General features: G+C 58.2%; 25 protein-coding genes. 8 read left to right on the forward strand and 17 right to left on the reverse strand.

The features are described from left to right. Positions 1 to 81: 81 nt before the first annotated feature. Positions 82 to 1,389, reverse strand: a complete 1,308-nt coding sequence (hslU, locus tag GOX21_RS07325) for an ATP-dependent protease ATPase subunit HslU (protein ID WP_170376560.1) — start codon at positions 1,387 to 1,389, stop codon at positions 82 to 84. 192 nt (positions 1,390 to 1,581) lie between these two features. Between hslU and GOX21_RS07330 the strand changes: the two genes are divergently transcribed. After that, positions 1,582 to 2,823: an MFS transporter gene (locus tag GOX21_RS07330; RefSeq protein WP_170376563.1), complete on the forward strand. Its 1,242-nt coding sequence runs from the start codon at positions 1,582 to 1,584 to the stop codon at positions 2,821 to 2,823. On the opposite strand, the gene hslV is transcribed toward GOX21_RS07330, so the two are convergent. Next, positions 2,815 to 3,372 (reverse strand): ATP-dependent protease subunit HslV, encoded by a 558-nt coding sequence (gene hslV, locus GOX21_RS07335; protein ID WP_058283350.1) that lies wholly within the window; start codon positions 3,370 to 3,372, stop codon positions 2,815 to 2,817. The two genes, GOX21_RS07330 and hslV, sit on opposite strands and share 9 nt — an antisense overlap. A gap of 197 nt (positions 3,373 to 3,569) precedes the next feature. Between hslV and GOX21_RS07340 the strand changes: the two genes are divergently transcribed. Further along, entirely contained in the window at positions 3,570 to 3,764 is a 195-nt protein-coding gene (locus tag GOX21_RS07340; protein ID WP_170361077.1) for a DUF1127 domain-containing protein, read from the forward strand. 56 nt (positions 3,765 to 3,820) lie between these two features. Here GOX21_RS07340 and GOX21_RS07345 read toward each other — a convergent pair whose 3' ends face one another. The 10 genes from GOX21_RS07345 to regB form a co-directional block, all read right to left on the reverse strand. Continuing rightward, the gene (locus tag GOX21_RS07345) at positions 3,821 to 4,183 is read right to left on the reverse strand and encodes a Lin0512 family protein (protein WP_170376566.1); all 363 of its coding nucleotides are present in this window, start codon (positions 4,181 to 4,183) and stop codon (positions 3,821 to 3,823) included. Continuing rightward, the gene (locus tag GOX21_RS07350; RefSeq protein ID WP_170376567.1) at positions 4,180 to 4,530 is read right to left on the reverse strand and encodes a Lin0512 family protein; all 351 of its coding nucleotides are present in this window, start codon (positions 4,528 to 4,530) and stop codon (positions 4,180 to 4,182) included. The genes GOX21_RS07345 and GOX21_RS07350 overlap by 4 nt, the downstream gene beginning before the upstream one ends. A 69-nt stretch (positions 4,531 to 4,599) precedes the next feature. After that, on the reverse strand, positions 4,600 to 4,971 hold the full coding sequence (gene trxA, locus GOX21_RS07355; protein ID WP_226689009.1) for a thioredoxin: 372 nt from the start codon (positions 4,969 to 4,971) through the stop codon (positions 4,600 to 4,602). Positions 4,972 to 4,980: 9 nt separating this feature from the next. Beyond that, complete coding sequence (gene addA / locus GOX21_RS07360; protein ID WP_170376570.1) at positions 4,981 to 8,340, reverse strand: double-strand break repair helicase AddA; 3,360 nt, start codon at positions 8,338 to 8,340, stop codon at positions 4,981 to 4,983. Beyond that, positions 8,337 to 11,264, reverse strand: a complete 2,928-nt coding sequence (gene addB / locus GOX21_RS07365) for a double-strand break repair protein AddB (RefSeq protein WP_170376572.1) — start codon at positions 11,262 to 11,264, stop codon at positions 8,337 to 8,339. Before addB ends, addA begins: the two co-directional genes overlap by 4 nt. Next, positions 11,257 to 11,943, reverse strand: a complete 687-nt coding sequence (locus GOX21_RS07370; RefSeq protein ID WP_170376575.1) for a nucleotidyltransferase family protein — start codon at positions 11,941 to 11,943, stop codon at positions 11,257 to 11,259. Before GOX21_RS07370 ends, addB begins: the two co-directional genes overlap by 8 nt. After that, positions 11,940 to 12,944, reverse strand: a complete 1,005-nt coding sequence (locus GOX21_RS07375; protein WP_170376578.1) for an aminoglycoside phosphotransferase family protein — start codon at positions 12,942 to 12,944, stop codon at positions 11,940 to 11,942. The genes GOX21_RS07370 and GOX21_RS07375 overlap by 4 nt, the downstream gene beginning before the upstream one ends. Beyond that, on the reverse strand, positions 12,941 to 13,414 hold the full coding sequence (gene tsaE, locus GOX21_RS07380; RefSeq protein WP_170349530.1) for a tRNA (adenosine(37)-N6)-threonylcarbamoyltransferase complex ATPase subunit type 1 TsaE: 474 nt from the start codon (positions 13,412 to 13,414) through the stop codon (positions 12,941 to 12,943). Before tsaE ends, GOX21_RS07375 begins: the two co-directional genes overlap by 4 nt. A gap of 41 nt (positions 13,415 to 13,455) precedes the next feature. Further along, on the reverse strand, positions 13,456 to 14,961 hold the full coding sequence (locus tag GOX21_RS07385; RefSeq protein ID WP_170376581.1) for a PAS-domain containing protein: 1,506 nt from the start codon (positions 14,959 to 14,961) through the stop codon (positions 13,456 to 13,458). Between the two features lie 64 nt (positions 14,962 to 15,025). Then, positions 15,026 to 16,423 (reverse strand): sensor histidine kinase RegB, encoded by a 1,398-nt coding sequence (gene regB / locus GOX21_RS07390; protein ID WP_170376583.1) that lies wholly within the window; start codon positions 16,421 to 16,423, stop codon positions 15,026 to 15,028. Positions 16,424 to 16,515: 92 nt separating this feature from the next. Here regB and GOX21_RS07395 point away from each other — a divergent pair, with 92 nt between their 5' ends. Continuing rightward, positions 16,516 to 17,136 carry an SCO family protein gene (locus GOX21_RS07395; RefSeq protein ID WP_170376586.1) on the forward strand — a complete coding sequence of 207 codons (621 nt, stop codon included), beginning with the start codon at positions 16,516 to 16,518 and terminating at the stop codon, positions 17,134 to 17,136. Positions 17,137 to 17,221: 85 nt separating this feature from the next. Continuing rightward, a complete protein-coding gene (locus GOX21_RS07400; protein ID WP_142637470.1) occupies positions 17,222 to 17,776 on the forward strand; it encodes an ActR/PrrA/RegA family redox response regulator transcription factor in 555 nt (184 codons plus the stop codon). A gap of 32 nt (positions 17,777 to 17,808) precedes the next feature. Here GOX21_RS07400 and GOX21_RS07405 read toward each other — a convergent pair whose 3' ends face one another. After that, the gene (locus tag GOX21_RS07405; protein ID WP_170376590.1) at positions 17,809 to 18,231 is read right to left on the reverse strand and encodes a hypothetical protein; all 423 of its coding nucleotides are present in this window, start codon (positions 18,229 to 18,231) and stop codon (positions 17,809 to 17,811) included. A 119-nt stretch (positions 18,232 to 18,350) separates the two neighbouring features. Continuing rightward, positions 18,351 to 18,944 carry an HD domain-containing protein gene (locus GOX21_RS07410; RefSeq protein ID WP_170376592.1) on the reverse strand — a complete coding sequence of 198 codons (594 nt, stop codon included), beginning with the start codon at positions 18,942 to 18,944 and terminating at the stop codon, positions 18,351 to 18,353. Between the two features lie 204 nt (positions 18,945 to 19,148). On the opposite strand from GOX21_RS07410, the gene GOX21_RS07415 reads away from it, so the two are divergent. The 4 genes from GOX21_RS07415 to GOX21_RS07430 all read left to right on the forward strand — a co-directional run bounded on the left by GOX21_RS07415 (position 19,149) and on the right by GOX21_RS07430 (position 22,200). Continuing rightward, entirely contained in the window at positions 19,149 to 19,463 is a 315-nt protein-coding gene (locus tag GOX21_RS07415; RefSeq protein ID WP_170349524.1) for a hypothetical protein, read from the forward strand. Positions 19,464 to 19,564: 101 nt separating this feature from the next. Next, positions 19,565 to 20,953, forward strand: coding sequence for an adenosylhomocysteinase (gene ahcY, locus GOX21_RS07420; protein ID WP_170361099.1), 1,389 nt, complete (start codon positions 19,565 to 19,567; stop codon positions 20,951 to 20,953). A gap of 13 nt (positions 20,954 to 20,966) precedes the next feature. Further along, positions 20,967 to 21,716, forward strand: a complete 750-nt coding sequence (locus GOX21_RS07425; RefSeq protein WP_170376594.1) for an extensin-like domain-containing protein — start codon at positions 20,967 to 20,969, stop codon at positions 21,714 to 21,716. Positions 21,717 to 21,858: 142 nt separating this feature from the next. Beyond that, entirely contained in the window at positions 21,859 to 22,200 is a 342-nt protein-coding gene (locus GOX21_RS07430; RefSeq protein ID WP_170349521.1) for a DUF2853 family protein, read from the forward strand. 194 nt (positions 22,201 to 22,394) lie between these two features. On the opposite strand, the gene GOX21_RS07435 is transcribed toward GOX21_RS07430, so the two are convergent. From GOX21_RS07435 to GOX21_RS07445, 3 genes are all read right to left on the reverse strand, one after another. After that, a complete protein-coding gene (locus GOX21_RS07435) occupies positions 22,395 to 23,516 on the reverse strand; it encodes a hypothetical protein (protein ID WP_170376597.1) in 1,122 nt (373 codons plus the stop codon). Between the two features lie 160 nt (positions 23,517 to 23,676). Then, entirely contained in the window at positions 23,677 to 24,099 is a 423-nt protein-coding gene (locus GOX21_RS07440) for an EVE domain-containing protein (RefSeq protein WP_170349519.1), read from the reverse strand. Continuing rightward, positions 24,099 to 24,368: a YciI family protein gene (locus GOX21_RS07445; RefSeq protein ID WP_170349518.1), complete on the reverse strand. Its 270-nt coding sequence runs from the start codon at positions 24,366 to 24,368 to the stop codon at positions 24,099 to 24,101. Before GOX21_RS07445 ends, GOX21_RS07440 begins: the two co-directional genes overlap by 1 nt. Position 24,369 lies beyond the last annotated feature (1 nt).

Consider the following 24,369-nt stretch of genomic DNA (forward strand, 5'->3'; position numbering starts at 1 on the left):
CCTTTTGCGCTAAGCTATCGAATTCTTGCCCCACGTCCAGCGACATGGGGCAGGATCAGCGGCAATTTCCGGCTGAAGACGTTACAGAACGTAACGGCTCAGATCCGTCGACTTGGTCAATTCGCCCAAGTTTTCGCTGACAAAATCGGCGTTGACGGTGATCTCGGACCCGGCCTTGTCAGGTGCGGTGAACGAAAGCTCCTCGAACACCCGCTCCATCACTGTGTACAGCCGCCGCGCGCCGATATTTTCGACGCTTTGGTTCACATCCGCTGCGATCTTGGCCAGGGCGGCGATGCCGTCCTTGGTAAAGCTGACAGTGACCTCTTCAGTGCCCATCAATGCGGTGTATTGGCGGGTCAGGGCGTTGTCGGTCTCGGTCAGGATGCGAACGAAATCCTCTTCGGTGAGGGCGCGCAATTCTACGCGGATCGGCAGTCGGCCCTGCAATTCGGGCAGCAAGTCCGACGGTTTGGCAATGTGGAACGCACCCGAGGCGATGAACAGGATATGGTCGGTTTTCACCGCACCATGCTTGGTTGACACGGTGGTGCCCTCAATCAAAGGCAGCAGGTCGCGCTGCACCCCTTCGCGGCTGACATCGCCACCGCGGGCGTCGGACCGCGCACAGACCTTGTCGATCTCATCCAGGAACACGATGCCGTTCTGTTCCACCGATTCCAGCGCCACCCGGTTGACGGTTTCATCATCCAGTAGCTTGTCGGCCTCTTCCCCGATCAGCGCATCATAGCTTTCGGCAACGGTCAGACGTTTCTTGACGGTCCGCCCGCCAAACGCTTTGCCGAAGATATCACCCAGATTCATCATCCCCATCTGGCCGCCAGGCTGGCCGGGAATGTCAAACATCGGCATTGGGTTCGAGGTGTCGGACAGTTCCAGCTCGATCACCGTATCGTCCAGTTCGCCGGCTTTCAGTTTCTTGCGGAACATCTCGCGCGTGCCTTCGCGGGCATCGGTACCGGCAATGGCTTCGATCACGCGGTCTTCGGCGGCCTGATGAGCCTTGGCCTTGACGTCTTCGCGCATGTATTCGCGGGTCTGGATGATGGCGGCATCCGCCAGATCGCGCACGATCTGTTCCACGTCGCGGCCGACATAGCCAACCTCGGTAAACTTGGTGGCCTCGACCTTGATAAAGGGCGCGCGGGCCAGTTTGGCCAGACGGCGGCTGATCTCGGTTTTGCCGACACCGGTGGGACCGATCATCAGGATGTTCTTGGGATAGACCTCATCCCGGATGTCATCGGTCAGTTGCTTGCGCCGCCAGCGGTTGCGCAGCGCCACGGCCACGGCGCGCTTGGCGTCTTTCTGCCCGATGATAAAGCGGTCCAGTTCCGAGACGATTTCGCGCGGGGTCAGGTCGGTCACAGGGGCGGTCCTTTCGGTCGGCATGGCTAGTCTTGGGCTTAGGTAATCACCGCAATCGCGAAAACAACCAAGCCCTTTTCATTGGCAGCGTTGGTTAGCAATGGCCCATCCGGTTTGCAAACGCTTTCCATAGGTGAAACGCGCGCCCTCTGTTACAGTGATTTCAAGGTGTTGACGGTCAGGAGTGTGAAAGTGACGAAAATTGCCAAGATCACCTTGCTGTTCGTGGTGTTTGTGGACCTGATCGGGCAAGGGCTGGTGTTTCCCATCATCAATTCGCTGATCATGGAGACGAAATCGGGGTTCCTGCCCGAGAGTACGCCCGATGGTCGCCGCCATCTGTATTACGGGCTGGTGATTGGTTGTTTCTTTTTGTCGTGGTTTCTGGGTGTGGTCTATGTGTCCAAGGTCTCAGATTCCATCGGGCGTAAGAATGCGCTGCTGGTCTGTCTTAGCGGGGCACTGGTAGGGTATGCGTTGACCATTGCGGCGCTGTATATGAACAGCTTGCTGTTGCTGATCATAGGCCGATCGATCACCGGGTTCACCGCAGGGAACCAGCCCATCGCGCAGGCGGCGATGATTGACGGGAGTACCGACGCGGCGGATCGCGACCGCAACATGGGTTACATCATAACCGGTGTCAGCTTTGGCCTTGTCGGCGGCCCAATCATTGGCGCGGTTCTGTCCGATGCCAACCTGCTGGGCAGCTTTGCCACGCTGAAAACCCCGTTCTATGGCGCATTTATTCTGGTGTTGATCGCCATCGTCCTTGTGCTGACCTTTTTCAAGGACACCCGGACCGAGCGTACGGCTTTTGTGTTCCGCCCGCGGGACGTGACCGACAGCCTGATTGCTGTGCGAGAACACCCGATGGTTCTGAAAATCCTGCCAGTCTATGCGCTGTTCATGATCGCCAATGTCACCTTCTATGTCTTCGTTGATAATTTCCTGACCAGCGCCTGGGGATACGGAGTCATTGGCGGTAGCATGGCGATGGTGGTGATCGGTTTTGCGCTGGCGTTCTCAAGCACCTTCCTGGTGAAGCCTGCGCAAGAGAGGTTCAGCAAGCACCAGATCATCTACACTTCGCTGGTGGTGATGGTGATTTGCGGGTTCGGTTTTGCCTTCAGCCCCAGCGGTGTGCTGAGTTACGTGCCGGTCTTCTTCTTCTATTTCTTTTTCGGCGTCTCATACCCAACCCTGTTGGGGCTGTTTTCTTCGGCCGTTGCCGAGACCGATCAGGGTTGGGTCATGGGTGTGACCACCGCTGTCTTCTGTCTGGCGGGCGGTGTCATGTCTCTGATCGGCGGCGGATTGATGAGCTTTGATATCCGCCTGCCCTATTACATCGTCATAGCGACGGCCCTGATGGGGCTGGTCGGCATGCACCTGCGCTGGAAAGGAAAAGAGATCAAGGCGCTGTTAGCCTGAGATCGTCTCGACCGTCAGGTTGCCGTTGGTATAGACGCAGATATCGGCAGCAATTGCCATTGCCTCGCGCGCCACATCCTCGGCGGGTTTGTCGCTGTCCATCATGGCGCGGGCTGCGGCGAGGGCAAAGTTCCCACCCGAGCCGATGGCGGCCACGTTGTGTTCGGGCTCCAGCACATCCCCTGCCCCGGTGATCACCAGCAGGTCCTTGCCGTCGGTGACGATCAGCATCGCCTCAAGCTTTTGCAGATACTTGTCTGTGCGCCAATCCTTGGCCAGTTCGACCGAGGCGCGCGCCAGCTGGCCGGGCGTGGCCTCAAGCTTGGCTTCCAGACGCTCCAGCAGGGTGAAGGCATCGGCGGTTGACCCGGCGAAACCGGCGACAACCTCGAAACCGCCGGGCGACAGGCGGCGCACCTTGCGTGCTGTTCCCTTGATCACGGTTTGGCCCAGGCTGACCTGTCCGTCACCGGCAATCACCACCTGACCGCCCTTTTTGACGCCAATGATGGTTGTGCCGTGCCATCCGGGAAAATCGCTATCCGCCATAAAAGCCTCCGTTTTCAACTGCCGTCCTATATGGGCCGGACCTGTCCGCAGCGCAACAGGTCACGAACTGCCTAAAAGATATGCAGGAATCGCAATGCGGGGTTACCGGACTAGCAATTGTGAGTCTTAGCCTGACGTCCTACATGAGCCTCACAACCGACAACGGGTCGGCTGTTTCACATATAAGGACTGCGCAAATGGCAACCATCGCTAAAACCCATGCGCCGCTCGGAGCAGCTACCATCCTGCACGTAGTGGACGCGTTCTACGGAACCTATGACAAAGCAATCGCGTGGAATGAATCCCGCAAGACACGCAAGGCCCTGTCGGAGCTGAGCGACGCACAGCTGGACGATATCGGCCTGTGCCGCGCGGACATCAGAAACGTCTGATCCGCGCCCAGTATGAAAAAGAATGCAAGCCGCTCATCCGAGCGGCTTTTTCTTTGTCAGGATAGTTTGTACTGGCCGGACAGGCCAGGCAGGTAAGCCTCAACAGCGGCGGTTGCCACGATGTGTTTGGTGCCTGCCTGGGCATCGTCGATATCCAGCCCACCCTTGACGGCCCGTACCTCGGCCCGCCCACGAGGAAGATCGGCGGCGACAAGATCGCAATCTACTTTGTCCGGGTTCTGCACACCTATGGTGACGCTCACGCGCATTTCAGTATGGTCCACACCCAGTTTCGAGAACAGCGTGATCGACGAATGATGCAGCGCATCCTGCACCGCCCGGCGTGCTGCCTTAGTGTAATCCTGCCCATACAGGTCGTTGCCGGTACCCATTTCCAGAATGATACGTTTTTCGGTCATGTCACGGGCTCCATATCGAAAGAAACGATGATGGCCGCATTGGCAATGACTGTCCGACCTTCGGTATGCGGCTTTTCAATATCCAACCCACCTTGAGTGATGGTGATATTGGGCTGTCCATAAGGGAAAATGGCAGTCAATGCGTCTCGATCCACCTTTTCGGGCTGCTGAACCCCAATTTCGGCGTCGATGATCATCGCTTCTTTCGGAAAATCGAACAGCTCGGCCATGTTGACCGAATTGTGCCATAGTGCATCTTTGATCGCCCGCAGCGCGGCCTCGGTATAATCCTCGCGGCGCAAAGACGTCCCCATGCCGAACTCCACAAGTACACGTGTTTTTGCCATCTGATCCTCCCGGCAATAAAAAAGGCGCCCGGTTCAAGGCGCCTTTGATGACTTGCTGATCACGTTGGATCAGATGGATTCGTCGATCCAGCTTTGCAGTGCCGCCTTCGGCGCCGCGCCTGCGCGGTTCGAGACGACCTGACCGTCCTTGAAGATGAACAGCGCCGGAATACCGCGCACGCCCATGGCGGCGGCAGCGTTCGGGTTGCTGTCTACGTCAACCTTGGCGATTTTCACCTTGTCGCCGTATTCAGCGGCCAGCTCTTCCAGGGCGGGGCCGATCTGCTTACAGGGGCCACACCATTCGGCCCAGAAATCGACAACAACGGGGATGTCGGAATTCTTAACCTCGGCGTCAAAGGTATCGTCGGTCACGGCTACGGTCGACATATTCTGTCTCCTGAATGGGGTAAACTCGGGAACAGAACGTAGGGTCGGCACCGCCCAAGGTCAAGATATCTGGGTGCGGGTCAATGCATCCGTCACAAGATCGTGTGGCAACCACATCAGATCGGCTGTACGGGTCCACAGGATCGCCGTGCGAACTTGTCGACCCGGATAGATCTGCGCCAACGCTTGGGCATAGGCCCCCATCTGTCGCAACAGACCTTCGGGGCAGGTTGATGGATTGTCGGGAACCGTGGTATTTGATTTGAAATCAATCACCTGCACATCCACCTCGGTCACGATCAGACGGTCGATCACTCCATGCATGCGTCGCCCGTTCAGATCGGCGGTCACCGGGACCTCGGCCAGTGTGTTTTTGGCGAACACGAATTTCAGATGGTCAGCCGCCAGAACGACCTGCGCCTCATCTAGCAGTTCCTGCCGGTCAGGTTGTTGCATATCAGGTAGAACCCGGGCGCAAAGCTGCGGCCAATTCTCTGGCGCAACGGATGGTAAGTGTTCCAACAACAAGTGCAGGCGCGTGCCACGCAGTTTGGCGGCCTCCTCATCGTGGCCGGTATCTCCGGGCAACGCTTTGGCCCCACCTAAATCAGACGGGCTGAGCGTCTCGGGCGCCTGTTCTGGCACGGACGCTGGGGAAAGGAACTGGTTGGGCAACCGCGTCGCGGCAATCTCAGGCTCCACATGTTCGACAAGAGGTAACGCGTCCCAATCTGCATGTGACAGACGCAGGGTTTCCGAGCCAGGGACCTGTGCGGCCCCTGCCCGTGCCATCGCAGCCTCGACCATCTGGTACCAACTGGTTCCGTCTTTGCCGACATCCCCGGCGGCGCCGACGATTAGCCACTTTTCGGCTCGCGTTAGAGCCACATATAGCAGTCGAAGCCGTTCATTTTCTTCCCGCGCCCGTGCCTCGGACCGTGCTTGGGCGATCAAAGCTGGCGAGGCATCCGCTGGTACTTTCCACAGCGGTGTGCCCTCTCCCACCATGATCTCGGCATCACGCGGGGCTTGTCGCTTGCCGGTATCCGGAAGGATCACGATCGGGGCCTCAAGCCCTTTGGAGCCATGCACCGTCATCACGCGGATCATGTTGCCGACACCGCTCATCTGCCGCTTGATTTCCAGATCGTCGGTCTGCATCCAGACCAGAAACCCGGTTAAACTGGGAATATCGGTGCGCTCATAAGCCAGTGCCTGTGACAGCAATGCGTTGATACCATCCTCGGCCTCGGCCCCCAGTCGGCCCAATAGTTTCCGCCGCCCGTCATGCCGGGTCAGAATGCGTTCGATCAGGTCATAAGGGCGCAGAAAGTCGATCTGGCCGCGCAGATCGTTGAGGATGCCTAGCGTTTCGGGAAACTCCTCGGCCCGTTGTCGTAAAGCGGCCCACAGAAACTGTTCCTGCCGCCGATGCGCCAGGTCGAACAATTGTTGTTCACCCCACCCGAACAAAGGCGATTTCAACACTGTGGCCAGTGATAGGCTGTCCTCGGGCGTGGCCAGAAAGCTCAACAGCGCCGCCAGATCCTTGACCGCTAGTTCCGCGCCCACTTTCAAACGGTCGGCCCCGGCAATGGGTAGACCTTCGGCCTTGCAGGCGCGGATGATCTCGGCAAACAGGTCTGAACGGCGTTGGACGAGGATCAGAAAATCCCCCGGTTGCACCTTGCGCCGAACGAAAGTGCCGGGCCGGTCACCATCCTCGGGGATCGTCTCGCCGGTGTCGATCATGGTCTTGATCGAGCGGGCTACCTGTTCGGCCAGAATGACGGTGTGGTGCCGCGCACCGGGTCGATCCACCGGATCGGTCCAGTCGCCATCATCATCTTCGTCGACCTTTTCCACCACCGGCCACAAATCAACGCGCCCCGGCAAATCGGCCTTAAATGCGCGGTGCAGGCTATCCTTGTGAAACCCGGCCTCGGCACGGTTTTCGAACAGGATATCGACCAGTGAGAGGATCGCACTAGAGGATCGGAATGAGTATTCTAGTGTCGAATCCCACAGTTTAGAGCCTGATTCTTCCAATCTGCGCCCAAATTCCTGCTGCATCCGGTCAAAGGCCTGCGGGTCGGCGCCCTGAAAGGAATAGATCGACTGTTTCTTGTCGCCGACCACGAAAATAGTCCGCTCGACCCCGGATCGGGCCCCTTCCCCGCTGGTGAATTCCTGAGCCAGCTTTTCAACAACATCCCATTGATCTGGGCTGGTATCCTGCGCCTCATCCACCAGAATGTGGTCAATGCCGCCATCAAGACGGTACAGCACCCATTCCGCCACGGCCGGATCGTTAAGCACCTGCCGTGCGCGCAGGATCAGGTCGTCGAAATCCAGCCAGCCGCGCAACAGCTTGCGGCGTTCGTATTCTGGCAAAAAGGCAGCAGCAAAACGGTGCAGAACATGTGTTTTGCGTGCCGCGACCAGCGCCAGCCGGTGTTCGCGTGCGGCCTCGATCCGAAGCATGAGGGCTTCCAGCTGTGGCATATGACCAGCCAACACGCCTTCCCGCAGGGCTTTGGTGGGGAAACTGTTGATCTTGGCGGTAAAAGGCTCTTTGGCCGATTTGCCCGTCAGAAACACGCTCTCCAACAGCGGCAAGCTGCCAATGCGCGCCTCAGTGAACGCCGCCAGTTTGGCCGCAGCCTTGGCGTTATTGCCGCCACTTTCGGTCAGTGCAGGCAGGATCGCGCGGATCAAGTCGACCTCACCACCCAGAAACACGCGGGCCAGCAGGGCGTTTTCGTCGAACCCGTCGGGCAGATCGAAACGTTGCAGCAGATCAGGCCACTCTATTGGCTGAGAGAAGAGGTTACGTTTATGTGTGACGGCGGCGGTTAGATTGTCAAAGCCGGTATCTGTGACGAAACGGGCGACATCCTCAATCAGTGCGGCCTGCGCACCTTCGGCAAAATCTTCGACGATCTCTTCGCGCAATAACGCTGCGGCCCGGTCCTCCATCTCGGAAAACTGAGGACTAACCCCGGCCTCCAAAGGAAATCGCCGCAATAGCGAAGCGCAGAATGAATGGATCGTCTGGATTTTTAGTCCACCCGGCGTTTCGATGGCGCGGGCAAACAGGGTGCGGGCCTGCGCCAGCCTGTCAGGGTCGATCACGCCCGGCACGCCTAGATCGGTCAGCTGCGCCAGCAAGCTGTCATCCCCTAGCATCGCCCATTCACCCAACCGTTTGAACAACCGGTTCTGCATCTCGCTGGCGGCGGCTTTGGTGTATGTCAGGCAGAGGATATGTTGCGGCTGCACGCCACCCAGCAGCAACCGTGCCACCCGGTCGGTCAGAACCCGCGTCTTGCCCGACCCCGCATTGGCCGCCAACCAGGTCGAGGCATCTGGGCGCGCCGCCTGCACCTGCCGCTCGGTTGCATCATTGCGGGCGTTCATTTCAACACCTCGGGTGTGGTTTTGTCAGTGCGGTCCCATTCGCCGAACCGGGCGAGGTGGTCATAGTCGCCAACATCCGTGTCCTTGTGCAGCATCCGGCGCGCGGTGAAGCCTTGATCAGGCTCTAAATAGGCAGATACCAGCTCTTTCAGCTCGGTCAGAACCTTGTCAGGCGGCTCCTTGGCCAATGGGGCCGCGACCTCTTTGTAAGTACCGCCCATGCCGATGAATACAGCCTCGGCAACCGGTAACGGATCGATGCCTTCGATGGCGCCCTGCTCGGCCATGGCGGCCTCGATCAGCAATTGTTTGTCGAACTTGGCTTGCTGGCTTTCGGTCGGAGGCGTGCCGGTCTTGTAATCCACGATCCGCAGCGCGCCACGGCTGTTGTGATCGATTCGGTCGGCTCGTCCGGCGATGGTGAAATCCAGTGGCGATAGCACCAGCTTCATCGCGGCCTCAAACGCCACTGGCCCGCCATCGCCACGTCGGGCGGTTTCAGCGGTGAGGAAGTCATCGGCAATCCGCTCAAGCCGTGCCAGCCACAGTTTGCGGGCGGTCGGCCACGCGACATGCTGGTCCAACAGCGTCTCAGCGCGTTTCAGGAAATTCTCGCGTGTCAGCAAAGCGCTGTCCAAAACACTGTCCTTGACGAAATGTTCAAGGATTTCGTGGATGACGATCCCGCGCAGCAAAGCGTCTGGTGCCTGGACCATGGGGTCCAGTGGCCGCAAGCGCAGCACATGTTTGGCGTAGATCGCATAGGGATCGCGGATCAGGCGTTTGATTTCGGTCACGCTCAGACGGCGTGGGCGTGCGGTGACCGGCGGGCGCGGCGATGGGCGCGCGGCCGGTTCGATCTTCGGCGCGACCTCAAGCTGTTCCGACCAACGCAGCCATTGCTTGCCACGAGCGCGCATTGAAGCCAGCGCTTCGGGACCACCCTGCCCCGGCAAGCCCTGCAACAGGTTCGTCATCCGGTTCAGCCAGCGCGATGGCACGGTTTCCGCGTCATCGGATCGGGTTGCGCGGGTCAACCAGACCTCGGGCGCTCCGACGGCTTGTTGGAAATCATGCGCTGACAGGCCAATGCGGCGTTCGGGCAGCAACAGCCCCGCCTTGTCGCGCATCTGTCGGTTCAGCCATGGGTCAGGTGCTGCGGCCTCGGGCCAGCTGCCTTCATTTAGGCCGCCCAGAATCAACAGATCAGCGCCCTGAACCCGGGCCTCAAGCGTTCCCCAGATCATGATATGCGGATGTGGCGCGTCCCGGTCGCGAACCTCTTCCCCCGCCAGCAGCGCGCCCAGCAGGTCGGCGAAATCATGGGCCGTCATCGGGCCGCCATGTTCGGCCTCGTCCTCAAGCGCGGTCAGAATTGACAACGCCTTTTGGCCCGCATTCTTGTCCCACAGCGTTCCGGCGTCGCCTTCACTACCGGCCGATATCGCCTCGGCCAGATTGCGCAGGCGGGTCACCCATTCGGATAGAGGTAATTCACCCGTCACGTGCTGGTCGCAGAATTGCGCCACCAGCCATTGCATCCACTGCTCTGGCACCTCTTTGCGGATGGTAAAAGCGGCTAGGCTGGCGCTTTCGGGGAACGGAGGGCCGTGTCGCCGCAAATCCAGTTCCAGATCACGGGTATGCAGCAGATGCGCACCGCGATCGCCGCCATCGTGGCAAAGCGGATGTTTCAGCAGGGTCAGCAGCGCCTCGCCCTCGAGCCTCCGGGCGAACAGCCCAGCCACATGGCGCAGAAACCGGCCCGGAGGCGATAGCTGCAATGGCAGACCCGCACTGTCATCCGGCAGGATGTTCCACCGATCCAATGCGGCGCTGACCTGACGAGTCAGCATCCGATCAGGTGTGATCAACGCGGCGGTCTGGCCGGTTTCTGCCGCTTCACGCAGACGCAGGGCAATGGCCAATGCCTCGGCGCGGGGGGATTGCGCCTCAACCAGGGTGAGGTCCTTGGTGGCGCCATCCAGATCGGTTAGCTGGGGGCCTTCGGACATCCAGGCATCAGTGATCGGCGCTGGGCGTAATGCCAGTGAAATCAGCCGATTACGGGCAGGGGACGGGGCAGGGTTGTTCGTCCAACGTTCGATCTGCCTCGGCTGTATCTCAAGCCGGGTCATCAGTTTTCGGAACCGGTATTGCGGGTGATCTTCTGAGGCTAGCGCATCGTCCAATCCCTGCCAGACATGGTCAGGCTGATCGAAATCGTAACCAGGCAGGATCAGCGCCCCTTGCGGCAGGCGAGCGACGGCCTCCATCAGCATCAATGTGGTGCCACGCGAGCCGGTAGAGCCCGCAAGGATTACCGGATGCTGCGGAGGTGCCACCTGCCAGCGATCAATCAGATTTTCCACCACACGTCGTTGCCGCGCCTGCGCGTCCAAAGCATCAGGGCCAGAGTCAATAAAATGGTCAGCAATCACTATAAAGGCCTGCGCACGCGCCCAGTGGCCAGACATGTCGCTGACATCCAGCTGCCGGATCGCGTCTGGCGAAACACCTTCGCCCTGCATTTCGTCAATCAGCGCCGCCAGACTGTCGGACAGATCGAACAATGAGGATCGCGCAGCGAGATCAGGCTGTTGCTCCAGGAGCTTGGCAATCAGCTGCGTCAGCTCCAGCCTGCGTCGCAATGCGGGGATGGCGGGCGGGATTTGCGCCAGATCGACGCTTTCGCCCAGATCGGTCACCAGCGATAGGCGTGGCAATAGGCAGGCCGAGCCCTGATCGAACAGATCGCGTACGCGCCGGGCCATACGGCGCGTGTTGACAACCAGTTGGACCCAGGCCAGCGCCTCGGGCGATTGGTCACTGGCGCGTTGACGCAGGCCATCCACCAGAGCCTTTGGAAAATCTGCGCCCGGAGGCACGGCAAAGACGCGAGGCGCGGCGCTGGGTTCAAACATCGGCAATTAGCCCCTCGGCCAGGGCAATCCCCTCGGGGCGGCCCACGTCGCACCAGCGACCGGGGTAGGTGGCCGCAAACAGACGGCCCTGTTTGTGCATCTGATCCCACAGCAAGTTCAGCGAAAATGCCTGTTCCGATATGGCTGCCAGCCCTTCGGTCTTGATGATTTGCGCCCCGCCATAGACCAATCCGGGGCCACGGGTGATCCGGCCCTCGGCATCTGCCGTGAAATCGCCCGGTCCGGCATGCCCGATGGTCTGGGCGATGGGAACACACATAAGCAGCGCATCCATTCGGTTGGGGTCCCACGCTTTGCGCAAAAGGGTTAGAGGGTTCGGCCCGGACCAGATTGCATCCGTATTCAAGGTAAATACCGGATCCTGCCCCAGTAGGGGCAGAGCAGCACGCAGCCCACCGCCTGTTTCCAGAATTTCCGGCTCTTCCAAAGAGGTCAGCACGCCCTTGGGGGTCAGATGCGCTGCAAGCTGGTCGGGCAAATAATGCAGGTTAGCAACCACTCGATCAGCGGGCAGATCGTCCGTCAGATCCAGCGTGTGATCGATCAGCGGGCGGCCTGCGACCTCGATCAGGGGTTTGGGCCGGTCTTTGGTCAAAGTGCCCATACGGGTGCCAAACCCGGCGGCAAACAACATCACGGCGTCGGGGTGTCGGGTCATGTCTGTCTGAGCCTGTCCAGGTTTTCCGGGGTTGGGGCTGGCAGGGCGCCGCGAAGAAGATCAGCAACAGAGACCAGCGCAGGATGGTCCAGATCGCGCATCAGATGCGCCCATGTGGCCGGGATCAGATCGATGTATTGCGGTTTTCCATAGTCCACCCCCAATCGGGCGAACACGCCCAGAATGCGCAGGTTTCGTTGCGCACCTAACACGGCGTAGGCAGTGCGAAAGTCATGATCCTTTTCGCCGGTTGCATCGATGTATCGGTTTACCATCCGCATCTCGGTCCCCGGTGCTACATCACGGCGCACATCTTGCAACATCGACACGAGGTCATAGGCCGGGTGGCCCAGCATCGCGGTCTGGAAATCCAGCAATCCCACCCGCTTGACCCCGTCACGGTCCGGCAACCAGATCATATTTTCCGCGTGATAGTCACGTTGGATCACCACTTTGCGGCCCGAGGTTTCTTGGTGCAAAATATCCGCAAAGCGGTTTTCAAACCGTATCCGAGCGTCTGCATCATGTTCCCCCAATACCGCTTGGGCGTATTTGGTGAAGGACAACGCAGCCAATTCGGTCATCATCGTCGGATCATAAGACGGCAGTGACAGGGTAGGTGCCTTGTGCAGCTCGATCAGAACGTCGGTTGCAGCCTCATACAGCTCGCGCTCCATCCGAGGGTTTTGCCTAAGGACGCGGGCGAACAGATCATCGCCCAGATCCTCCAGCAACAGAAAGCCGAATTCTGTGTCCTCGGCATAGATTTCGGGTGCGCTAAGCCCGATTTCCCGCAGATAGTTGGCCATGCGGACAAAAGCCTCAACCGGTTCGGCCTTGCCCGGAGGTGAGTCCATGAAAACAGCCGTGCGGCCAGTATCGGGATCGGTCAAACGTTCGTACCGGCGGTTCGAGGCATCCCCGGCCAGCGGTGCGCGCGTGGCGTTGGACCATGGTGTTTGTGCAATCAGCGCCTCGGCCAGCACAGCCCGGTTCGTCATGCGGCACTCTCCAGTATTTGGGGCCATTTCGGATCGGACCACGAAAGGGTCAGATATCGCAAACCCGTCGTGTTAGGGTCTGTTTTCAAATGCAAGGTCAGGGCGGTGGCAGGGGTCAGCGGACCCAGCTTGTCCGGCCATTCAATCAGGCAAATGGCAGTTTCAAAAGCGTCGGACAGCCCCAGTTCTTCGATCTCTTCCAAGGCGCTTAGCCGGTACAGATCGCAGTGCCAGATCTCGCCAGGTAGGGTGTCATAGGCTTGTACCAGCGTGAAGGTGGGCGAAGGCACGTCCTCGGGCACAGACATCAGTGATTGGATCAGGCTGCGCGCAAAATGGGTCTTACCGCTGCCGATCTCACCCTCAAGCAACAAGATGTCGCCAGGGCGCAATTTTGCACCCAGCCGTGCGGCCAGATCGGCGGTTTCTTCGGGCGAATTCAGGGTGATCGAACGGGCGTGCAACGTCATGGCGCCACAATGACCTTACGCCCGGGCGGCTGCAACCCGGTTCAGGCGCTGATTTGACGGATCGGCAGGGTTGACGGCGCATCCTCGACCGAGAACCGCACAATCGTTGCGCCGTTCTGCATGGGACTGACCGTACAGGACAGTTGGGTGCCGTTACGCAGCTTTAGGTCGTTGGACCATTCAGCACGGTTGTCGCGCATTTCCACGAAATCGCGAATCTCGCCTAGGATCGGTGAGGCAACGCATTGTTCCTGCCAGCCACGCGTCACATCCAGCACGGAATCCGGTTCGAACCCGGCCTCACCAGAATCCCCCCACAATTGTTGATAGGCGCGGTTGGTAAAAGCCAGTGTTCCGTCATCACCAAACACCGCGATGGCATCGGCCAACTTATCCAGAACCGATTGCATCAGATCCATTTCCGAGCGGAAGCGCCGGGTCAGGGTAATCTCGGCCGTGATATCTTCGAACAGAAAAGCCACGGCGCCGTCGGGATGGGGCCGCCCGCTGACCGAATATACTGACCCCGAGGGCAGCGACCAGGTTTCCTGGTAATTCCCGTCCTCGGCCGCTTCGAGCAGGTCGTTCATCTGGTTGCGCCACCCGCGATAATTCTTGGGTTCCGGCATCATGTGTTGATCCCGCAGCCGGTCAAAAAAGCTGGACAGACTGGGGCGGCAACTGAGGAAATCCGGGGGCAGGGTGGTCAAATCGATCAGCGCCGGGTTGAACAAGGCCAGTTGTCGGTTGCGGTCAAATATGGCCAGCCCGATAGACAATTGAGCAAAGGTTTTCGTCATGGTCTGGACGAACTTGCGCTGAGCGGTCTCTGCGGCAACGATGGCATTGATATCGACGGCATAGCACAGGTGCCCCTCGGGGTGATCCACCAGAGTCAGGTCGAACCACAGCTTGTTGCCGCTGCCTTCGGACGAAATTGAGATGCGGCTTTTTGCCCCCAACCGAGCGTCTTCATCAGCGCCGGGGAACATCGGTGCGGTCAAATCAGTATCCTGACCGCGGACCTTGCGCACAAGTGAGACATAGGCGGCGTTGCACCAGCGCACGTTACCTTGATGATCCAGCAGCCAAACCGGATAGGGAGCCTGTTCCATCGCCAGCCGGATCGGGTCTTGGGGGTCGCGCTGCACCGGGTCGGGGCGGTCGGTACTGTCGCGCAGTTGCACCCGCACGATCCCGTCGATCCATTCACACAGGACATCGCGTTCGATGGTGCAGTCGATGGCAGGAATGACCAGGGTACCTTCGCGTCGAATACGGTCTGGTGTTTCCGGAAAGGTCGGAAAGTCCCGTTGCAGCAGGCGGCGCAGATCAGGCCAGTCGCGGACTGCCTGAAACCCTTCCAGAGAAATATCGGAATGGCTGATAAGGCGGTCCTCATCGAACAGAAACACCGCATCGAACAGCGACGCGGGTGAGGACAGACCGAAACTATCGCCCCGCTGCCGACGACGGGGCAAAAGCCATTGCACCGCCAGGCTGGCGGATACTAGGCTGATAGCGGCCAGAATGATCCAGTCGACCATGCTCTCCTCGGTACTGACATCACGAGAAGGAACTATGCGCGTTAATGGTTAACGGGGTCTTAACTCAGACCTGGATACGCTGGTTCGCACCCGACGGGACAGGCGTGTCGCCGGTTTGCGCGTCGATCAGATTTCGCGGCCAGGAAACCTGTACGATTGCGCCCCGCCGGTCTTTTTTGTCGCTCAGGTTCTGATAGGGATCTGACCCGTTGGCGAATTGAAGCTCTGCCCCGCTGCGTTCCAGCAGGGTTTTGGCAATGAACAACCCCAGCCCCATGCCTTCATACCCCGGGCGGGTACGCTGATCGGATTCGGCCCGGCGGCGGCGCATGAAGGGATCACCGATACGGCCAATCATCTGCGATGGGTACCCGCGCCCGTCATCCATGATGTTGATAGTGATCTGGTCTGTGGTCCATTCGGCCTCGACCCAGACATTGGCGCGGGCGAAATCCACCGCGTTCTGGATCAGGTTGCGCAGCCCGTGAATGATCTCGGGCTTGCGCAGGATCGAGGGTTGCTGAACATCTCCGTCCCCGGCAGGCCCTTCGTCAAAATGCACCGCCTTGCCCCGGTGAATATGCGGCTCGGCGGCTTCATGCACCACGGTGGACAGGGGGGCTTGCCGTAGATGTAGGTCGTCTTTGCCAGCACGGCCCATATCGCGCAGGATATCGCGGCAGCGATTGGCCTGTTCGCGGATCAGTGCGGCATCGTCTTTCAGGTCGGGGCGGTCATCCAGCTCTTCGATAAGCTCGGAACTGGTCAGCTTGATCGTGGCCAATGGCGTTCCCAGTTCATGCGCGGCGGCGGCGACCACACCGCCCAGATCGGTCAGCTTCTGTTCGCGCGCCAGGGCCATGTGGGTGGCTGCAAGCGCTTCGGACATGGATCGGACCTCGGAACTGACGCGGTGTGAGTAGGCGCCAATGAACACGATTGCGATCACGATCGCGGCCCAGTTTCCGAATAACAACATGTCGGGGATCAGCAACGCCTCGCCCTGCTCCGTGCGCAGCGGCAGATGAAACTCAGCAAGCAAGGATGCCACAACAATCGCAACACCCCCCACGATCAGGGTTGAACGCGTACTCATTACGTTGGCCGAAATGGTCACCGGCCCCAGCAGAAGCAACGCAAACGGGTTGTTCAGACCACCGGTCAGATACAGCAGAATGGCCAGTTGCAGCAGATCGAACAGAACCATCAGGAAGTTCTCGAACTCGGTCAGGCGCTTGTTTTGCGGGAACAGAAGAATGGCCGTCATGTTGCCCATGACCGAAACACCAATGGCCAGATAACACAGTGCCAGTTCCAGCTGCACGTGATAATATCGCTGTGCCACGGTTATGGCCGTGAACTGGCCAATGATCGCCACCCAGCGCAATAGGATCAGCGTGCGCAGCCGAATCCAACTGCTGCTTTCCTGACCGCGCCACAATGTGATGTTGGAATTTGCCATCGGTCTATTATGTCCTGTTGCATCGGCTGTTCATCTTGATAGGTGTCCCGGCGAAAACGATCAACAACCCCTCTCATTTCAGGATTGATGTCATGACCCGCCTTTATGCCATCCTCGCAACCGTTGTTCTGGCCGTTGGCCTGGGCGCCATGTGGCTGCTGACGCTGGGGGGCCGGTCGGACGATCAGTTCGCGCAATGCCGTTCCGGCCAGATCGCCGGTGGCTCAGCCGCGATTGGCGGCCCGTTCGAGCTGATCAACGGCAAGGGTGAGACCGTTACCGACAAAGATGTGATCACCGAGCCGACACTGGTTTATTTCGGCTATACCTTCTGCCCCGATGTCTGCCCTTTCGATATGTCGCGCAATGCCGAGGCCGTGGATATTCTGGCCGAGCGTGGCCAGTCTGTGACGCCGCTGTTCATCTCGATCGACCCGGATCGCGACACACCCGAAGTGATGGCTGATTATGCGTTCAATCTGGGCGGCAAAACCATCGCTCTGACCGGCACGCCCGAGCAGGTCAAGGCCGCCAGCCAAACCTACAAGACCTATTACAAGGCTCATGACAAAAGCGACGAATTCTATCTGGTCGACCATTCCACCTTTACTTACCTGATGACGCCCGAGCATGGATTCCTGGAATTCTTCAACCGCGACGACACGGCGGAGCAGATGGCCGACAAGGTCGGGTGCTTCCTGGATCAGATGTAGGGCGCACAGTCGATTTGACCTTTGAAATGGCGCTGCTATTACTCATGTTTAAGCCAAAGACGTAAAATTACGGAAAGAACAGAATATGGCGGACAGCTCTGACCTGGATATCGGCCCCGATAAATCCCTGCTTTTGGTGGATGATGATGAGCCGTTTCTGAGACGTCTGGCCAAAGCCATGGAGAAGCGCGGGTTCGAAGTTGAGACCGCAGGTTCCGTCGCCGCAGGCCGCGCCATTTCTACAGCCCGCCCCCCTGCATATGCCGTTGTCGACCTGCGGCTTGAGGATGGCAACGGTCTGGATGTGGTCGAAGTTTTGCGCGAAAAACGCCCCGACAGCCGGGTTGTGGTTCTGACCGGATATGGCGCGATTGCCACCGCCGTGGCCGCCGTCAAGATCGGCGCGACCGACTACCTGTCAAAACCCGCCGATGCCACCGACATCACCAATGCGCTTCTCGCCAAGGGCGACGAACTGCCCCCGCCGCCGGAAAACCCCATGAGTGCGGATCGCGTACGTTGGGAGCATATCCAGCGGGTCTATGAGCTGTGCGACCGGAACGTTTCCGAGACCGCGCGCCGGTTGAACATGCACCGCCGGACATTGCAGCGGATATTGGCGAAGCGCAGTCCGCGGTGAAAGGCTTCGCCATGGTGTGCCCAATGGCAGAGCTATGCGGAACCAAAGACATTCCACCACTTTTTCTTTCCGGTTTTTGCGAGCCTTGTGTCGCTGTTCGGAACCGGGTTTTTGCTCGCGCAGGGGTCTCTCGTCCCGTCCGGTTCACCCAGACATAAAGCCGATCTGAAATAAGAATGCGCTCCTCGGAACATCTTCACCTGCTCTTCTCTGTTTGGTTCTTGAGCAACTTTTTCCATGAAATTTGAGTAAGCTACAATTAAGTCGTCGATTTCTGTGCCGAACACAACGGTTCGGGCTTGTCGCGCCTTTTCTGGATCGGTGTACAGGAATGCGACGTTGTACATAGCATGGGGATTGAATTCACCGTTGGTTACTTCGTCGATCAAACCTTGATACTTTTCATAAACTTGAAGTGGCAAGACAAAATGCGCTTCTGTACCTTCGGGTTTCATTTTTGATCACCTGTATTTTCTGTTTTCTAACTGGCTTCACGCATTGGCAAAGAGTTTTTACAACTATGTAAACTTGCTTTCTGCGAAAAGAAATCAACCTTTAGTACAAAAGGTGTCGACTATAGTTTTGACAACAATTCTCTGTGTCTGCCCAAATAGGATTGTCGCACCTCAACTGGTGGACGCAACACGATCTCCAGCCCCTCCATCACCGCCTTATCCGGGCGACCAAAGAACTTCGTCGCCTCGGCCTCGGAAAACCCCGCAATCTGTGTCGCCTCCATCCAGGCGCTGATCTTGTCGGCTTTCTTGATCTGCCGTTTCACCGTTTTCGGCACTGCAGCAGGCAACCCGAACCGAATGTGGATCGCGGCCGCCAGACGGTCATCCAAAGCGCCGTAATCGGGGCCAACGGCGGATTTGACGGGAGAGATCATATCTCCGATCACATATTCCGGCGCATCGTGTAACAAAGCCGCGAGCCGCCATTTCACCGGCGCATTGGGCGCAATCCGGCCAAAAAGCTCTTCGACCAGCAGGGAATGCTCGGCCACGGAATAGGCGAAATCACCCGCCGTTTGGCCGTTCCAACGGGCCACAAAGGCCAATCCGTGGGCGATATCTTCGATTTCGATGTCCACGGGGGTCGGATCCAGCAGATCCAGCCTGCGCCCCGACAGCATTCTTTGCCACGCTCGTGCTTGTGTTGCCATTATGCCATGCCCTGTGAAGTCGCTCACGTAAGTTTTGGGTTTTTGTGTTATGATGTACCTGTCGAGATCACCAGCTGCCAACTTTTTCTTGACCAGACGTGCTTTGAATTGGCGCGTGGTGATACCGACATCTGTGCTGAGGGGGGTGCATGCTCCTCCTGGTGTGCCCCTCTCGGAACGTAACTCGTATCGAAGGGAGCTACTATGTTTAAGCGACTGTTTGGAATTACCCTGGCCTTTGGAATGGCCGCCACTGCCCCCCCTGCATTTGCCCAAGGTTGTGCGCAACGCGAGCATGTGATCGCCAAGCTGCAAGACAGCTATTCAGAAGAGCTGGTCTTTGGTGGATTGCAGAAAACGCGTGGTGCGCAGGCGGTTATGGAGGTTTGGACCTCGAAGGAAACCGGAAGCTACACGGTTCTGGTGACCCAAGCGAACGGCATTAGTTGTATTGTCGCCGTTGGCACCGATTTTTTTGAAGCGATCCCGAAGATTACACTAAAGGGTGAGCCCAGCTGATTTTTGCTGCCAAATAATCTGTTTTCGGCCATCTGCGTTGCTACCTGCCCCAAGGGATGCTAGGGGGCAGCCCGGACCTGCTTACCGGAATGGAGTATATGATGGCCGGGGACTATATCGTCAAAGACATTGCGCTGGCCGGGTTTGGCCGCAAAGAGCTGGACATCGCCGAAACCGAGATGCCGGGCCTGATGGCCCTGCGCGCGGAATACGGTGACGCAAAGCCCCTTAAAGGTGCGCGGATCGTCGGCTCGCTGCACATGACCATCCAGACGGCTGTTCTGATCGAAACATTGGTGGCGTTGGGCGCGGATGTGCGCTGGGCGTCGTGCAACATCTTCTCAACCCAGGATCACGCGGCGGCAGCCATTGCCGAGGCTGGTATTCCGGTCTTTGCGATCAAAGGCCAGACGTTGGAAGAGCATTGGGATTATCTGGACAAATCCTTCCTGTTCGAAGACGGCCCGAACATGATTCTGGATGATGGCGGCGACGCAACGCTGTATATCCTGCTGGGCGCACGTGCCGAAGCCGGCGAAGACATCATCCCCGTTCCGGGCTCGGAAGAGGAAGAAGTCATTAAGGCCCAGATCGCCAAGCGAATGGCGGCAAGCCCTGGCTGGTTCACCAAGATGCGTGATCAGATCCAGGGCGTGTCCGAGGAAACCACCACCGGTGTGAACCGCCTGTATCAGCTGGTGAAAGACGGCCACCTGCCGTTCCCGGCGATCAACGTGAACGACAGTGTCACCAAGTCGAAATTCGACAACAAATACGGTTGTAAGGAATCGCTGGTCGACGGCATCCGTCGTGCCACCGACACGATGATGGCCGGTAAAGTTGCTGTCGTTTGTGGTTATGGTGACGTGGGCAAAGGCTCGGCCGCCTCGCTGCGCGGCGCGGGTGCCCGTGTGAAAGTGACCGAAGTTGACCCGATCTGCGCCCTGCAGGCGGCGATGGACGGGTTCGAAGTCACTCTGCTGGAAGACGAAGTCGCATCGGCCGATATCTTCATCACCACCACCGGCAACAAGGACGTGATCCGCATCGAGCATATGCGCGAGATGAAGGACATGGCCATCGTCGGCAACATCGGTCACTTCGACAACGAAATTCAGGTGGCAAGCCTGAAGAACCACAAATGGACCAACATCAAGGAACAGGTGGACATGATCGAGATGCCGTCGGGCAATCGTCTGATCCTGCTGTCCGAAGGCCGTTTGCTGAACCTCGGCAACGCCACCGGTCACCCGTCATTCGTGATGTCAGCTTCTTTCACCAACCAGGTTCTGGCGCAGATCGAGCTGTTCACGAAGGGTGATGAGTACAACAACGACGTCTACATCCTGCCCAAGCACCTGGATGAGAAGGTCGCGCGCCTGCATCTGGATCGCATCGGTGTGAAGCTGACCCAAATGGACAGTGAACAGGCGGCTTATATCGGCGTGAAACCCGAAGGCCCCTATAAGCCCGAGCATTACCGCTATTGATTGCGGAACGGGGATGACCAAACGCACAAGACGCCGCCGGATTTTGTATCTGGCGGCGTCTTTGTTTTTTACACTCGTTGCCTTGCTGATCGTCGTGGGCGGCGGCGGGTGGTGGGTGTTGTCGCATCCGCAAACTCCGGTGCCGCCACATTGGAACCCACTGCGGGACTTGACCGTGACAGCACCGGTTACGCCGGTCACCGCGTATCAGCTGCGCCGCGCCTTGGGGGACGAGGCACAGTGCCGGGCCGCCCTGTCCGCAGCCGAAGTGGTTTTTGAGCCGATGGACGAGCTGGTGGTGGATCGGAACTGTGGCATTGCCGGTCGGGGTCTGCTGTCTGGTTTGACCACCGCACGGATCGAGGCGGTCGAAACCAGCTGCACCACAACATTGCGGCTGGCCTTATGGGAACATCACGTGGTGCAGCCCGCCGCGCGCGAGATCTTGGGCACCGACGTGCGCGCCTTACGCCACGTGGGCAGCTACAATTGCCGCCGGATGCGCACTGCGCAGGGGCTGGACAGCGGCTGGAGCAGCCACGCCACCGCGGACGCGATTGATATAATCGGTCTGCAACTGGGGGATGGCCGATCCCTGATCCTGCTGACAGATTGGGACACGCCCGGACCCGAGGCCGCTTTTTTGCATCGGATTGGACGTGGTGCTTGTGACTGGTTCCGGGTTGTTTTAGGGCCAGATTACAATCGCTTGCACGCCGACCATTTCCACCTGCAGGGTCCGGGTTGGGGCTTTTGCCGCTAGGCTAGCCGGGCCGCTTTGCGCCCTTATCGGCATTAGGGGGAGAAATCCCTTAATTTTTTCCTTTCGGAAAAATATCCGTCGCGGCTAACCTTAATGAAGACGGTAAGGGTGCCGTTTCATTGTAACTTAGGGAGATTGGGACATGGGAAAACGCGACGAGCTGATCGCAAAATACGCAGATGATCTGAAAAACAAATGCGGAATGGACCCTGATATGGACCTGCTGACCAAGGTCACAATCGGATGTGGTCCGGCGATCTATGACGCCGACGCGTCGACCGTGGCTGCCACGCAGGAAGGTGAGATCGAGACGGTCAAGAACAACTTTCTGATCAAGAAGCTGGGCCTGTCAGACGGGCCAGAGTTGACGGGCGCAATCAACACTGCGCTTGAAACCTATGGCATGTCTGAGCGTAACAAATACCGCGCCGTTGTCTATTACATGCTGACCAAGCATTTCGGCAAAGAGTCGGTCTACGGCTGATCCCTTGATGCCCGTCAGGCCACTGGCGGGCGTTTTCAATTTTAAGCACTTGGTGTTTGTGCTGACCACCAGAACTCTACTAATATCTAAGAGTGACCAGTACGGTCAGAGCCAAAGATTTCCAGACGCGTGTGGTGAGTAGGGAGCACGCGGGGGTAGGGAAGGTTCTGCATCGTCGGAACCTTCCCGCATTTTTATTGGAACTCTTCAATAATTCGGGCAACAAACCGTTCCACTGAATCTGGCCCTCGATTTGGTTGGCGTTTTCTTCCACCTCCCTTACCGGCCAGATAAACCTCAATATGACCCGGTCGCGTTTTTGGACCGGACTTCGTAAAGTCCCGAGAGATACCGCCAAGCAAACTTGCTGTCAGTTCCGCAATTTGCGCGTCCTTGGGGTGATAGAATCGGACCTGAGTCGCCTTCACGGCATAATTTACCCGCGCCGTTGCAATCACGTCAGTCTGGTCCGAGGTCAAAATCTCAAGCACGGCGATGCTGGTTTCGTTCGACACGCCAACGGGTACAAAAAGAGATACCCCTGTTTCAGCCGGCTGGTCATGATTAGGCAGGCTGTCATGCTTTTCGGGGATCACGAGAACCGATCTCGGTGCGGTGGCTCGGGCGATCACGAGGTCAGGTACGGTTGTTAGCGGAGCCACCGGTTCGTAAGAGCCTTGTATCACTGGTGGCAATAGAGTCTCACCCCAGGCAGGCGCATAGTCCATTGGAAAATGTGAGTTGCCCCCTACTGAACCTGGCTCCGTAGTTGCAGTGGAGGTCTTGTGCGTCACTTTGGCAAACCGCGAAACCGGTTTTGCGGTGTCTGATCCCAAGCTGGACAGGGTCGTATCACCGTCATTTGGATCGCCTGCCGCCGGATTTGCGTTTGTGTCGATTTCTGCTGTTGTATCAATAGATAAGCTGGTTTGAACCACTGCGTCGGGGTTTCGCCATCCTGCGAAAACGCTTGTTGCGGCCCAATGCAGGGTAGCGCCACAGAACATTGCACCAAAAACGATCGGATACATGCGATTGACGCGCTGTTTTCGGGGCGGTTGTATTGGGTGTTTCGACTGAGAACTTTTGAACACAACCTGCTCAAGTTTGAATTCACCGGGTTCTGCGGGGCTGTCTTCCTGCGGCGCTTCAATATCGATTTCCGGTGACATTTCCAGGTGACTTGATTGCTGCACATCGGCCAGCGCAGCGGCGCGCTGCTTTCGCGCAATCTCAAGGCGCGCTTCCCAGCATTTTGAACTCAGCTCAGCAGCAATGTCTTCGTTCTTCCCACCGCTGCCTTCAACGTCAGACATGGGTTCTTGCTTTCGAATTGATCAACCAAAGATCGAGCAACACCAAAAGACAGACGACCACTGAAACTGCGGCCGCCATTGCCCCCACATGGTGCAGCCCTAAAAATATACCATTTTATTGGTGGTTTGAGAAGGTTTGCACCCTTAGACGTTGATTCCGTCAATCCGGTTGGGTGGCCCCCAGCGCACAGATAGTTGCCCATTCCTCATCAGTCACAGGTTGAACGGACAGGCGCGAGTTTTTCACCAGCACCATCTCGTCCAGACGTTCATCTGCCTTGATCTGCTCCAAAGTGACAGCTGTGGTGAACGGGCGTACAGCCTTGATATCCACACATTCCCAGCGTTCATCATCTGTGGTGCTGTCGGGGTGGGCCTCGGCGCAGACCTCAACAATGCCGACAATCGCCTTGTCCTTTTGCGAGTGGTAGAAAAACCCGCGGTCACCGATTGCCATCTGACGCATGAAATTGCGCGCCTGATAATTGCGCACGCCGTCCCACTCTTCGCCCGCATCCCCTTTGGCAACCTGCTGGTCCCAGCTCCAGGTTGAGGGTTCGGATTTGAACAGCCAATATGCCATCAGCCGACGACCTTCTTCCATACGATCAGATCAACGGATTGAAACAGCCCTGCTTTGGCATAGGGATCGTTGTCTGCCCATGTTTGCGCAGCAGCCATGTCCTCGACCTCAAGAATGATCAACGAACCGATCATCGCGTCGCCGTCCAGCAGGGGGCCTGCCTGTGCAACAACGCCAGTTTCCTCGATATAGGCCAGGTGGTTGGCGCGATTGTCCAGCCGGGTTTGCAGGGCGCCGTCCTTGTCCTTGGCGATCAGGGCAATGAGCATA

It is taken from the genome of Ruegeria atlantica (assembly GCF_013032005.1).
GTDB lineage: Bacteria > Pseudomonadota > Alphaproteobacteria > Rhodobacterales > Rhodobacteraceae > Ruegeria > Ruegeria atlantica_A.

Coding starts and splice junctions, on each gene's coding strand:
- addB (WP_170376572.1), bottom strand. CDS start 11,264: ATGTTTGAACCCAGCGCCGCGCCTCGCGTCTTTGCCGTGCCTCCGGGC.
- GOX21_RS07345 (WP_170376566.1), bottom strand. CDS start 4,183: ATGACCGAAAAACGTATCATTCTGGAAATGGGTACCGGCAACGACCTG.
- regB (WP_170376583.1), bottom strand. CDS start 16,423: ATGGCAAATTCCAACATCACATTGTGGCGCGGTCAGGAAAGCAGCAGT.
- GOX21_RS07405 (WP_170376590.1), bottom strand. CDS start 18,231: ATGAAACCCGAAGGTACAGAAGCGCATTTTGTCTTGCCACTTCAAGTT.
- GOX21_RS07370 (WP_170376575.1), bottom strand. CDS start 11,943: ATGACCCGACACCCCGACGCCGTGATGTTGTTTGCCGCCGGGTTTGGC.
- tsaE (WP_170349530.1), bottom strand. CDS start 13,414: ATGACGTTGCACGCCCGTTCGATCACCCTGAATTCGCCCGAAGAAACC.
- GOX21_RS07375 (WP_170376578.1), bottom strand. CDS start 12,944: ATGACGAACCGGGCTGTGCTGGCCGAGGCGCTGATTGCACAAACACCA.
- GOX21_RS07440 (WP_170349519.1), bottom strand. CDS start 24,099: ATGGCATATTGGCTGTTCAAATCCGAACCCTCAACCTGGAGCTGGGAC.
- GOX21_RS07340 (WP_170361077.1), top strand. CDS start 3,570: ATGGCAACCATCGCTAAAACCCATGCGCCGCTCGGAGCAGCTACCATC.
- ahcY (WP_170361099.1), top strand. CDS start 19,565: ATGGCCGGGGACTATATCGTCAAAGACATTGCGCTGGCCGGGTTTGGC.
- GOX21_RS07395 (WP_170376586.1), top strand. CDS start 16,516: ATGACCCGCCTTTATGCCATCCTCGCAACCGTTGTTCTGGCCGTTGGC.
- GOX21_RS07410 (WP_170376592.1), bottom strand. CDS start 18,944: ATGGCAACACAAGCACGAGCGTGGCAAAGAATGCTGTCGGGGCGCAGG.
- addA (WP_170376570.1), bottom strand. CDS start 8,340: ATGAACGCCCGCAATGATGCAACCGAGCGGCAGGTGCAGGCGGCGCGC.
- hslV (WP_058283350.1), bottom strand. CDS start 3,372: ATGGCGGATAGCGATTTTCCCGGATGGCACGGCACAACCATCATTGGC.
- GOX21_RS07385 (WP_170376581.1), bottom strand. CDS start 14,961: ATGGTCGACTGGATCATTCTGGCCGCTATCAGCCTAGTATCCGCCAGC.
- GOX21_RS07350 (WP_170376567.1), bottom strand. CDS start 4,530: ATGGCAAAAACACGTGTACTTGTGGAGTTCGGCATGGGGACGTCTTTG.
- GOX21_RS07425 (WP_170376594.1), top strand. CDS start 20,967: ATGACCAAACGCACAAGACGCCGCCGGATTTTGTATCTGGCGGCGTCT.
- GOX21_RS07435 (WP_170376597.1), bottom strand. CDS start 23,516: ATGTCTGACGTTGAAGGCAGCGGTGGGAAGAACGAAGACATTGCTGCT.
- GOX21_RS07445 (WP_170349518.1), bottom strand. CDS start 24,368: ATGCTCATTGCCCTGATCGCCAAGGACAAGGACGGCGCCCTGCAAACC.
- GOX21_RS07415 (WP_170349524.1), top strand. CDS start 19,149: ATGTTTAAGCGACTGTTTGGAATTACCCTGGCCTTTGGAATGGCCGCC.
- GOX21_RS07400 (WP_142637470.1), top strand. CDS start 17,222: ATGGCGGACAGCTCTGACCTGGATATCGGCCCCGATAAATCCCTGCTT.
- GOX21_RS07430 (WP_170349521.1), top strand. CDS start 21,859: ATGGGAAAACGCGACGAGCTGATCGCAAAATACGCAGATGATCTGAAA.